Origin of the sequence: Cytobacillus sp. Hz8 (assembly GCF_042263505.1) — a bacterium.
Taxonomy (GTDB): domain Bacteria; phylum Bacillota; class Bacilli; order Bacillales; family Cytobacillaceae; genus Bacillus_BE.
Window position 1 is genome coordinate 103,455 of record NZ_JBHKFI010000016.1, and the last position, 10,709, is coordinate 114,163.

The following is a 10,709-nucleotide window of genomic DNA, read 5'->3' on the forward strand; positions in this document are numbered from 1 at the left end:
AAACTTTAACTGAAAAGAAAAGCGACATGCCTATGCCGCAACATTTTCCACTTTCTGATCAAACTTTTTCATATAATCCCATGGCACTGGGGTAAATTTCGGTTGGATATTTACCAGTAAAGCATGCTAAGCATTGTCCGCATGTTTCACTGCCATCATGATTTCCAATCGAATCAAGCAACCCCTCTATACTTAAGAAGGTTAATGTATCGGCACCAATGATTTGTCTAATTTCTTCAACAGAGTAGGAGGATGCAATCAATTCTTCCTTTGTTGATGTATCGATCCCATAAAAGCATGGGTTTTGAATCGGTGGTGAGCTTATGACAACATGAACCTCTGTTGCTCCCGCTTCTTTTAACATCGTGACAATTCTTCTGCTCGTCGTGCCCCGAACAATCGAATCATCCACCATAATAACCCGTTTTCCTTCCACAACCCCACGAACGGGTGAAAGCTTCATTTTCACTCCTTGCTCTCTTAATGATTGAGAAGGTTGAATGAAGGTTCTACCAACATACCGATTCTTAATTAATCCCATTTCATAAGGAATTCCTAAAGCCTCTGCAAAGCCAATGGCAGCTGAAATACTTGAGTCTGGCACGCCTGTTACAACATCCGCTTCAATTGGAGCTTCTTGTGCTAGACGTTTCCCGAGTCTCTTCCGGGCAGTGTGGACATTTAAACCATTAATATTGCTATCAGGTCGTGAAAAATAAATATATTCCATTGCGCACATAGCCTTATGCTCTGCCACTGAGTAAATTTCCGAATGAATTCCTTCATCGTTAATAATCACTAGCTCTCCTGCTTCAACATCCCGAATATATTGGGCGCCGACAACATCTAACGCACAGGTTTCTGAGGCAACAACGTATGCTTCTCCTAGTTTTCCAATTGACAATGGACGCATGCCGTTCGGATCTAGGGCAACCATAAGATTCGTTTCTGTCATAATCAAAAAGGCATATGCGCCCTTTAGCATCGTAAGTGAATTTTTCACCCGTTCCTTCGTAGAAGAAAAGCCGCTTCTTCTAATTAAATGAGCCAATACTTCCGTATCTGAACTGGTTTGAAAAATGCTTCCCTGACCCTCAAGCTGATACTTAAGCGATTCAGCATTGACAAGATTTCCGTTATGAGCAAGTGCTAAACTGCCCGTTTTGAAATGAAAGAGAAGAGGCTGAACATTCTCATATCCTCCCCCACCTGCAGTGGCATACCGCACATGGCCAATGGCTGCCTTCCCTTGTAAATCTGCCATTGCATCCTCAGTAAAAATTTCCGTCACGAGCCCTTCTCCCTTTACCCCTTTAAGAACTTCTCCATCTGTTACGACCATCCCAGTTCCTTCTTGACCACGGTGCTGGAGACTATGAAGTCCATAGTAGGTAATTTGAGCAGCATTGGTGTGTCCCCATATCCCAAAGATTCCACATTCTTCATTTAAACCTTTTATTTCAGTAAGCATGGAATTGCTCCTCTCCAAGCCTTCTCTAATTCTGCCACTCGTTCAACTATAACCGTTCCTTCGTCAGCCAATATTTGTAAAACCGACATATCGGTTACTTTCCCAAGCAAAGTCCCGTCTACTAAGCTTTCAAACTCATTTTTGTGTTCCTTTTTAACAGAAACCAAAAAGCGAGATTGTGTTTCACTAAATAAAGCAGTAACTGTATTGCCTGAAATATTAACCTCTGCTCCAAGGTTTTCAGCCCCAAATAAACATTCCGATAAAGCAACTGCCAATCCACCTTCAGCTAAATCATGAGCAGATTGTACGAGTCCTAAACGAATAGCGTTCAATACTTGACTTTGCACCTTCTCTTCCTTCTTCAGGTCAAGCTCAGGTGCCTTCCCAAAGATTCTTCCATAAACGAGCTTCTGTAACTCACTTCCACCAAACTCATCCTTTGTTTCTCCTAATAAATAGATGAGATCTCCAGCATGTTTAAAGTGTTGTGTCGTAATATGATCGATATCTTCTACTAACCCAACCATCCCAACAACCGGTGTAGGATAGACAGCCGTTCCGTTTGTTTCGTTATATAAAGATACATTTCCACCAATAACAGGCGTTTTCAAAGCAAGGCATGCCTCACTCATCCCATCTGCTGCCTTTTCAATTTGCCAGAAAATCTCTGGCTTTTCAGGATTCCCAAAGTTTAAGCAATCCGTAATAGCTAATGGCTCTCCGCCAGAAGCAACAATATTTCTTGCTGCTTCTGCAACAGCAATTTTCCCACCGACTTCTGGATCCAAATAGAGGTAACGTGAATTACAATCGGTTGTCATCGCTAAAGCCTTTTTCGTTCCACGAATTCGAAGGACAGCAGCATCAGAGCCAGGCGAAACCACTGTATTGGTCCTAACCATATAATCATATTGATCATAGACCCATTCCTTACTTGCAATCGTTGGCTGCTGTAATAATCGGATAAGGGTTTCTTTATAATCTTTCACAGCTGGAATTTCATTTGCCATTGCTTGAAATTCACGATAATATTCTGGCTCGCTCGATGGTTTATGATAAACAGGAGCATCCTCAGCTAAGGCATCAGCCGGTACATCAGCAACAACCTCTCCCTTATGGATCAGACGCAACATTTTATCATCTGTAACGATTCCAATAGACACACAGTCCAAACCATATTTCAAAAATAAATCCTTAATTTCTTGCTCCCTGCCTTTTTTGACAACAATGAGCATCCGCTCTTGCGATTCGGACAGCATCATTTCATATGGAGTCATCCCTGTTTCGCGCTGGGGAACAAGGTCTAAATTCATTTCAATCCCGTAACCGGCCTTACTTGCCATTTCTGCAGAAGAACTGGTCAATCCAGCTGCCCCCATATCTTGAATCCCTACTAATGCATCGGATTGCACAAGCTCTAAACAAGCTTCAAGCAGCAGCTTTTCCATAAAAGGATCTCCAACTTGAACAGCAGGACGTTTTTCATCTGAAGCTTCCGTTAATTCTTCTGATGCGAAGGTTGCTCCATGAATTCCATCACGGCCGGTTTTCGCTCCAACATACATAACCGTATTTCCTACACCGCGTGCTTGCCCCTTTTGAATATCCTTATGATCGATCAGCCCTACACACATGGCATTAACTAATGGATTTCCTTCATAAGAGGCATCAAATTGGACTTCTCCCCCGACAGTTGGAATTCCAATACAATTTCCATATCCAGCAATTCCCGCTACTACTTCTTTAAAGAGATAACGAACACGATCATTATCCAGCTCTCCAAAACGCAAAGAATTCAATAATGCAATGGGTCTTGCTCCCATCGAAAAGACGTCACGAATAATTCCACCGACACCAGTTGCCGCACCTTGGTAAGGTTCAATCGCAGAAGGGTGATTGTGACTTTCAATCTTAAAAACAACCGCCTGCTCATCCCCAATATCAACAATTCCGGCACCTTCTCCCGGACCTTGGAGAACACGACTGCCCGATGTAGGAAACTTTCTTAATACAGGCTTAGAATTTTTATAGCTACAATGCTCTGACCACATAACCGAGAAAAGGCCAGTTTCGGTGTAATTTGGAGTTCTTCCAAGTATCTTTTCTGCCATCGCAAATTCATCATCCGACAATCCCATTTGCTGATAGATTTTTTCTGCTTTAATTTGTTCCGGACTTGGTTCAAGCATTAATGACATGTGATTCCCTCCATTGTTTAACAATCGATTGAAATAGCTTCAATCCATCTGCTCCACCTAATAGTTCATCAACCGCTCTTTCAGGGTGAGGCATCATTCCTAAGACATTTCCCTTTTCATTCGTGATACCGGCGATATTTTCCAAGCTTCCGTTTGGATTATTCACATAGGTAAAAACAATTTGGTGATTCGCCTTTAATTGAGCTAAAGTCGCCTCATCACAATAATAATTTCCTTCTCCATGGGCAATTGGAATGGTAATGACTTCGTCTTGTTGATAGGCTGATGTAAACATCGTCTCATTGTTTTCAACCTTTAATTCAATAGGCTTACAAATAAACTTTAGGCTTTCATTTCTCCGCATTGCTCCCGGAAGAAGACCTGCTTCAAGTAATATTTGAAATCCATTACATACACCTAAAATGGGCTTTCCTGCTTCAGCTGCTTTTATAACTTCCTTCATCACATTACTAAAACGTGCAATCGCTCCGGTGCGCAAGTAATCTCCATAAGAAAATCCACCTGGAAGAAGAATGCCATCAAATTCATCAAGGTTTTCTGCATCATGCCAAACGTATTCTACTTCTTCTCCTAATTCGTCTTTTATCGCATGAAGCATATCCACATCACAGTTAGATCCAGGAAAAACGACTACGGCAAACCTCACTGAGCAACACACTCCTCAATCTCAAAGCGATAATCCTCAATCACAGTATTAGCCAATACACGATCACAAATTTCATTTACCACTTCTTCAATATTGCGGTCGGACTTTTCAATCGTAAGCTCCATGTATTTTCCAATACGGACATCTGCTACATTTTTATATTTTAGTGTGTGTAATGAATTTTTCACAGCTGTTCCTTGTGGATCTAGAACGCTCTCCCTTAAAGTAACGTAAACCTTCACTTTGTACATTCCAATTGACCTCCAAGTCTATTTTCATTTCGCTATTTTGATTAATGGGTGATTCGAGCTAATAATTTTTCATAGGTTTCTGTTAAATTACCTAAATCACGGCGAAAAACATCTTTGTCCAGCTTCTCATTCGTTTCCTTATCCCATAAACGGCAAGTATCAGGGGAAATTTCATCAGCAAGAAGGATTTCTCCGTTTGCATCCTTTCCAAACTCAAGCTTAAAATCAATAAGGCGAATGCCAAGTCCTTCAAAAAACTTCACAAGTACATCATCTACTTGAAAAGCCTTTTCTTTTAATAAAGCGACCTCTGAAGGTGTGGCCAATTGTAATTCTTCAATATGATCTTCCGTAATAAGCGGATCCCCTAACGCATCATCTTTAAAATAAAATTCAACTAATGGTTTAGATAGTGGTTTTCCTTCTTCGATTCCCAATCTTTTTGAAAAGCTGCCAGCAGCAACATTGCGCACTACCACTTCTAACGGAATTATGGAAACCTTTTTCACTAATTGCTCTGTTTCTGATAATTTTTGAATAAAGTGAGAGGGAATCCCTTCTTCATCAAGCTTTGAAAATATCAAACTTGTAATCTCATTATTTAAGCGACCTTTCCCAGAAATCTGTGCTTTTTTCTCCCCATTAAAAGCAGTTGCTGAATCCTTATATTCAATCCACACGATATGTTCATCATCTGTTGCATATACCCTTTTTGCTTTTCCTTCATATACCATTGCTCTTTTTTCCATGATTGGAGAGCCTCCTTTTATTTTCTATTAAAGGTCAGCGGGGTGTACTTTTTAGCTGGCCCATTCATATATGAACGCATTACTTTATGAATATTGGGAATCTTCGATCGATAAGCAGGGTGAAACACGCTTCAAGGAGTCTCCTTGAAACTTTTCACCCCATACATGTGATTACAAACCTAATTTTTCAAATATACCATCTACCGGTTTTAAGTGGTAACGGTAATCAAAGCAATCGGCAATTTCTTCTGAAGAAAGCTTTGCCGTTATTTTTACATCTGCTTCTACCAAGCTTCGGAATGGAACTTGTTTCTCCCATGCCTCCATGGCTCTCGGTTGGACTGTATCATATGCTTCCTCACGCGGAAGACCTTTATCAATTAACGCTAAAAGAACACGTTGTGAATAAATCAATCCCAAAGTGCGATCCATATTTCTCTTCATATTTTCAGGGTAAACCGTTAAGTTCTTCACGATATTTCCAAATCGATTCAACATATAATTCAAAGCAATCGTTGCATCTGGAAGGATAATTCTTTCTGCAGATGAATGCGAGATATCTCTTTCATGCCATAACGGTACATTTTCATAAGCAGTTAACATATACCCGCGAATAACACGCGCCATCCCTGTCATATTTTCCGAGCCAATAGGATTGCGTTTATGCGGCATCGCTGAAGATCCCTTTTGTCCTTTTGCAAAGAATTCTTCTACTTCGCGTGTTTCACTTTTTTGCAGCCCTCGAATTTCGATAGCAAACTTTTCAATCGAAGTCGCAATAAGAGCAAGTGTTGACATATAGTGGGCATGACGATCTCTTTGTAAGGTTTGCGTAGAAATCGGTGCTGGTTGCAGACCTAATTTCTCACACACATATTTTTCGACAAAAGGATCGATATTTGCATATGTTCCAACTGCCCCTGAAATTTTACCAAATTCAATTCCAGCCGATGCTTGCTTAAATCTTTCCAGGTTACGCTTCATTTCTTCGTACCATAGCGCCATTTTCAGACCAAAGGTTGTTGGCTCTGCATGAACTCCATGCGTACGTCCCATCATAACCGTATATTTATGCTCTTGTGCTTTGTTTTTTAAGATTTCAATGAAATTCTCTAAATCTTTTAAAAGAATGTTATTGGCTTGCTTTATTAAGTAAGATAATGCGGTATCAACTACATCCGTTGAAGTTAAGCCGTAATGAACCCATTTTCTTTCTTCACCCAGCGTTTCTGAAACTGCACGTGTAAATGCGACAACATCATGTCTTGTTTCTTCTTCAATTTCTTTAATCCGATTGATATCAAAAGAAGCCTTCTCACGAATTTTTTGTACATCCTCATTTGGAATGACACCTAATTCAACCCATGCTTCACATGCAAGAATTTCAACCTCAAGCCATGCCTTAAATCGGTTTTCCTCTGTCCAAATGGCTCCCATTTCCGGGCGTGTATAACGATCTATCATGTTTTATCCTCCAATCTTTTCTTTCACATCATTCCAAATATGACTGTTTTCAATTTCCCCTAATGCATCCTCAACTGTTTTTCGTAAAATGGTCACATGCCCCATTTTTCTTTTGACCTTTGCCACCTGTTTGCCATATAAATGAATTTTCCAATCAGGCAAATCAGGGATTTTATCCAAAAGTCTTTCTTGGTGTTCTCCTAATATGTTGACCATTACAGCCGGTTTTAACAACTCGGTACTTCCCAATGGCCAATTACATACAGCTCTGACATGTTGTTCAAATTGTGAGGTCTCACAAGCCTCAATACTATAGTGCCCTGAGTTATGCGGCCTTGGTGCTAATTCATTGATAAAAATATCACCCGATGCGGTTAAAAACATTTCTACTGCAAGCGTACCAACAAGCTCTAACTTCTCAGCTAAAATCTCAGCCATTCGTATGGCTTTATTTTTGGCTGCTTCTGAAATTCTAGCTGGGACAATCGTTTCATGTAAAATATTATCCTGATGAATATTTTCGCCCACAGGAAAAACAGCAGTTTCCCCTCTAACACTTCGAACAATGATGACTGAAATTTCTTTCTCAAAAGGAATCCACTGTTCTAGGACACAAAGCCCGTGCGCAATTAAATCTTCTGCTTCCTTGATGTCAGCTTTTTCTTTCATTACAAGTTGTCCTTTACCGTCATAACCACCCATAGCTGTTTTTAGTACGGCAGGAAATCCGAGTTTTTCAATATGACTATAAATATCATCTACTGTCTTAATGACTGCATATGGTGCTACCTGCACCCCTGCATCTTCAATGGCCCGCTTTTCAGATATGCGATTTTGCGTCTTTTCAAGGAGAACTTTTCCCTGTGGGACATAAGCATTTTGACAAAGCCAATCTAAGCACTCCGCATCGATATTTTCAAATTCATAGGTAATAACATCACTTATATTTGCGAGCTTTTTTATCGCTTCAAAATCACTGTATTCTCCAACAATCTTATAATCTGCTACCTGACCACATGGTGAATCATCCACTGGATCCAACACCGCAATTCGAAAACCTTGCTTCTTCGCTGCAAGTGCCATCATTCTGCCCAATTGTCCACCGCCAATAATTCCTATTGTTTGTCTCGGTAAAATGATTGTATTAGACAAGCTCAACACTACTTTCTAGTACTGATTTCTTAATCTCTTGTCTCCTCCTGTCAAGTCTTTCCGCTATAAATTTATCAAAGGAACCTAGAATTTGAGCTGCGAGCAAACCAGCATTTGTTGCACCGGATTTACCAATGGCTACCGTTGCAACTGGAATACCTCCTGGCATTTGTACAATGGACAACAAGGAGTCAAGTCCATTAAGCGCTTTTGATTGAACTGGTACACCGATTACCGGCAAGGTTGTTTTCGCTGCCACCATCCCTGGCAAATGAGCCGCCCCCCCTGCACCTGCAATAATCAGCTTTAATCCGCGTTCTCTAGCATTTTCTGCATACTCAAACATTAAATCAGGAGTTCGATGTGCTGAAACTACCTTTTTTTCATAGGGTATTTCTAGTTCATCTAATACTTCACAGGTATATTTCATGGTATCCCAATCCGATTTACTCCCCATTATCACTCCAACTTGAACGTTCATCATATACCTCCACATGAATAAAAGCCCTAAACAAATTGCTCCCGTTATCAGGGAAAGCAATTTGTCCGGGCTTCTTAAGCTTCGTTTCTTTTATGTTGCAAAAAACGCAACTAAAAAGACCCATTTTCCGGGCATAAACTTTCCCTCATAGTCCGATAATTTACGGTCATCGGGTAGAGACTTATGGGCCATATTCCCATCATTATACGAGGGTGTTTCATCCATATTATATCTTAATAACATATTACCAACTATTTCTCCATTATGTCAATGGAAATATCGAACATTAATGACTCATTCATAAGTAATGTTCGCTTTTTACTATTATTCATTTTTTCCCTCAAATACAATTTGCCTTCCAACAGGCTCATAGATTGTTTCATTCCCCTTCTTCACTTCTTTAAATATGGGCTTTTCTATTCTCCTGATTGGCATATATCCAGCCTTTTTCATCCGCTCAAGACATTCTTCAATTGTTTCGCTTTCAAGTACTTCAAATAACTGCTTGTTCTTTTCCTTGGCCATTCTGTACATTGGTCCTCTCTCTATTGTATTAATGGGGATAGTATTAATTCTCATTTAGTTTATCAAAAAGTTTGGGGGATATGCTGTTTGGTGGTAGGATTTTTTTCTGATAGGTGAGGGAAAGTGTGGGCAGACGATTTCCGTTTTGAAGAAGTGGATGAGAAAGTAGCTACTGCGAATATGCTTACACAAGACTACTTACCTGAACAACCAAGTAATTTAGATTTTAATGAGTAATCACTACGTGGATCTGTTTTTTGTAACGTACTCCATATCTTATTAGGGCTTTAGTATATGGAGAAACCCATTATATGTGAGTTTCCCTATATTTTATATAGGCTATGTTATACTTTGATGTTGATTTACAACGTAAAAAAATAGGCTTGGTTCTATTTAAAAAGAACCAAGCCTATTTTACTTTCCATCTTGATTTAAGATAATTTGTCATTCCTTTTAAATGCCTTTAAGCAAGTTCTTATAATCAGTTGCCCTATACAAGTTATCCCTGCAATCCAAACTACGGCTACATCTCGCCCAAATGGTGTAAACCAACCACCATCATCTGCTATCCATAATTTTGCTAATAAAACTGAAATTACACAAGAAATAATTTGAAATAATAGTATATTACGCTTCTTGATATACACAGACAACAACCCTATTATTAGGATATAAATAAGCCAAGTTGGAAATAAATATCTTGCCTCTTCTCCTTTTAATTGTTGCCCATATTCATAGAAATGAAATAAAAATGCTACTGGAATTAGTGATAACACATAGTAAATGTATTTCAATTTGACACCTCTTTTCTTGATTGCAACAAAAAGTCCGAGCAGTAAAATTGTACATCACCAAAAAGGTCTGCTGATTTACGTAAGGAATAACCTTCCAGCATACATTTAATAAAGTTCAACCATTTTTCATGCTTATGGGTTAGATAAAGTACTGTAGAGGTTACATCTGTAAAAGTTTTTCGACAATCTTTACAATAGTATCGTTGGAGTTCTATCTTTTTATGACCCATTATAACAGTATACTTGCCGAAACGTATAATCTGTTTAGAATCACAATGTACACAAATGTATCCATCTTTATTTTTACGTTCTGTTACTTCTCGAAATACTGGTTCACTGAATGAATATGAGGCAATTGAATTAACAAAGTATTCTTTTAAACGATATTACTCTGCTGAATTTATTTTTTTATCTCAGCTATCAATTCTCTTAACGCCATTTCAGATCCTCTAAACAGATATTCTTTATATAATATAGAACAAGCGTTTGTCTTTGTCGAATATCAACAGAATAATTTAACATAGCCTCTATATAAAAAATCAACACTACAACAAGATCAACACTTTTCTCATCGGTGTTCTCCAAAATTAAGAAACAAAAAAACAGCCAAATAAATTGACTGTTTTTTTGTTGCCTGGCAGCGTCCTACTCTCACAGGGGGAGAGCCCCCAACTACCATCGGCGCTGAGAAGCTTAACTTCCGTGTTCGATATGGGAACGGGTGTGACCTTCTCGCTATCGCCACCAGACTTGTATTCACTTGAGAGTTTGTTCTCTCAAAACTAGATAATGTTCCAGAAGAAGAAAGAAATCCATCGTAATCAATATGGTTAAGTCCTCGATCGATTAGTATTTGTCAGCTCCACGTGTCGCCACGCTTCCACCTCAAACCTATCTACCTGATCATCTTTCAGGGATCTTACTAGCTTGCGCTATGGGAAATCTCATCTTGAG

The 10,709-nt window shown here is 39.3% G+C and carries 10 protein-coding genes, 2 rRNA genes, 1 pseudogene and 1 riboswitch; all 13 genes and pseudogenes read right to left on the minus strand.

The genetic code is table 11. The annotated features are described in order from the left end of the window. Window positions 1-58 precede the first annotated feature (58 nt). The gene (gene purF / locus ACE38V_RS17465; RefSeq protein WP_375843229.1) at window positions 59-1,471 is read right to left on the minus strand and encodes an amidophosphoribosyltransferase; all 1,413 of its coding nucleotides are present in this window, start codon (window positions 1,469-1,471) and stop codon (window positions 59-61) included. Beyond that, window positions 1,456-3,672, minus strand: a complete 2,217-nt coding sequence (gene purL, locus ACE38V_RS17470) for a phosphoribosylformylglycinamidine synthase subunit PurL (RefSeq protein WP_375843230.1) — start codon at window positions 3,670-3,672, stop codon at window positions 1,456-1,458. The genes purF and purL overlap by 16 nt, the downstream gene beginning before the upstream one ends. Then, window positions 3,656-4,339: a phosphoribosylformylglycinamidine synthase subunit PurQ gene (purQ, locus tag ACE38V_RS17475; RefSeq protein ID WP_375843232.1), complete on the minus strand. Its 684-nt coding sequence runs from the start codon at window positions 4,337-4,339 to the stop codon at window positions 3,656-3,658. The genes purL and purQ overlap by 17 nt, the downstream gene beginning before the upstream one ends. Beyond that, window positions 4,336-4,590, minus strand: a complete 255-nt coding sequence (gene purS / locus ACE38V_RS17480; RefSeq protein WP_375843234.1) for a phosphoribosylformylglycinamidine synthase subunit PurS — start codon at window positions 4,588-4,590, stop codon at window positions 4,336-4,338. Before purS ends, purQ begins: the two co-directional genes overlap by 4 nt. 41 nt (window positions 4,591-4,631) lie before the next feature. Further along, window positions 4,632-5,339: a phosphoribosylaminoimidazolesuccinocarboxamide synthase gene (purC, locus tag ACE38V_RS17485; RefSeq protein WP_375843236.1), complete on the minus strand. Its 708-nt coding sequence runs from the start codon at window positions 5,337-5,339 to the stop codon at window positions 4,632-4,634. A gap of 171 nt (window positions 5,340-5,510) precedes the next feature. Beyond that, entirely contained in the window at window positions 5,511-6,803 is a 1,293-nt protein-coding gene (purB, locus tag ACE38V_RS17490; RefSeq protein ID WP_375843237.1) for an adenylosuccinate lyase, read from the minus strand. Between the two features lie 3 nt (window positions 6,804-6,806). Next, window positions 6,807-7,961 carry a 5-(carboxyamino)imidazole ribonucleotide synthase gene (gene purK, locus ACE38V_RS17495; protein WP_375843239.1) on the minus strand — a complete coding sequence of 385 codons (1,155 nt, stop codon included), beginning with the start codon at window positions 7,959-7,961 and terminating at the stop codon, window positions 6,807-6,809. Beyond that, window positions 7,948-8,436 carry a 5-(carboxyamino)imidazole ribonucleotide mutase gene (gene purE / locus ACE38V_RS17500; RefSeq protein ID WP_375843241.1) on the minus strand — a complete coding sequence of 163 codons (489 nt, stop codon included), beginning with the start codon at window positions 8,434-8,436 and terminating at the stop codon, window positions 7,948-7,950. Before purE ends, purK begins: the two co-directional genes overlap by 14 nt. Window positions 8,437-8,564: 128 nt before the next feature. Next, a riboswitch (purine riboswitch) is annotated at window positions 8,565-8,666 on the minus strand. A gap of 94 nt (window positions 8,667-8,760) precedes the next feature. Further along, window positions 8,761-8,961: an NETI motif-containing protein gene (locus ACE38V_RS17505; RefSeq protein WP_375843250.1), complete on the minus strand. Its 201-nt coding sequence runs from the start codon at window positions 8,959-8,961 to the stop codon at window positions 8,761-8,763. 431 nt (window positions 8,962-9,392) lie between these two features. Continuing rightward, window positions 9,393-9,755: a hypothetical protein gene (locus ACE38V_RS17510; protein WP_375843242.1), complete on the minus strand. Its 363-nt coding sequence runs from the start codon at window positions 9,753-9,755 to the stop codon at window positions 9,393-9,395. 44 nt (window positions 9,756-9,799) lie between these two features. After that, window positions 9,800-10,194 (minus strand): annotated as a pseudogene (locus tag ACE38V_RS17515) (transposase); the annotation flags it as partial. 193 nt (window positions 10,195-10,387) lie between these two features. Then, window positions 10,388-10,504 (minus strand): 5S ribosomal RNA (gene rrf / locus ACE38V_RS17520). Between the two features lie 77 nt (window positions 10,505-10,581). After that, a 23S ribosomal RNA gene (locus ACE38V_RS17525) occupies window positions 10,582-10,709 on the minus strand; the annotation flags it as partial.

What these genes read in the sequence shown, in the direction of transcription:
- purF (WP_375843229.1), bottom strand. Translation starts at nt 1,471, where the DNA reads ATGCTTACTGAAATAAAAGGTTTAAATGAAGAATGTGGAATCTTTGGG.
- purL (WP_375843230.1), bottom strand. Translation starts at nt 3,672, where the DNA reads ATGTCATTAATGCTTGAACCAAGTCCGGAACAAATTAAAGCAGAAAAA.
- purS (WP_375843234.1), bottom strand. Translation starts at nt 4,590, where the DNA reads ATGTACAAAGTGAAGGTTTACGTTACTTTAAGGGAGAGCGTTCTAGAT.
- purC (WP_375843236.1), bottom strand. Translation starts at nt 5,339, where the DNA reads ATGGAAAAAAGAGCAATGGTATATGAAGGAAAAGCAAAAAGGGTATAT.
- purB (WP_375843237.1), bottom strand. Translation starts at nt 6,803, where the DNA reads ATGATAGATCGTTATACACGCCCGGAAATGGGAGCCATTTGGACAGAG.
- purE (WP_375843241.1), bottom strand. Translation starts at nt 8,436, where the DNA reads ATGAACGTTCAAGTTGGAGTGATAATGGGGAGTAAATCGGATTGGGAT.
- ACE38V_RS17505 (WP_375843250.1), bottom strand. Translation starts at nt 8,961, where the DNA reads ATGGCCAAGGAAAAGAACAAGCAGTTATTTGAAGTACTTGAAAGCGAA.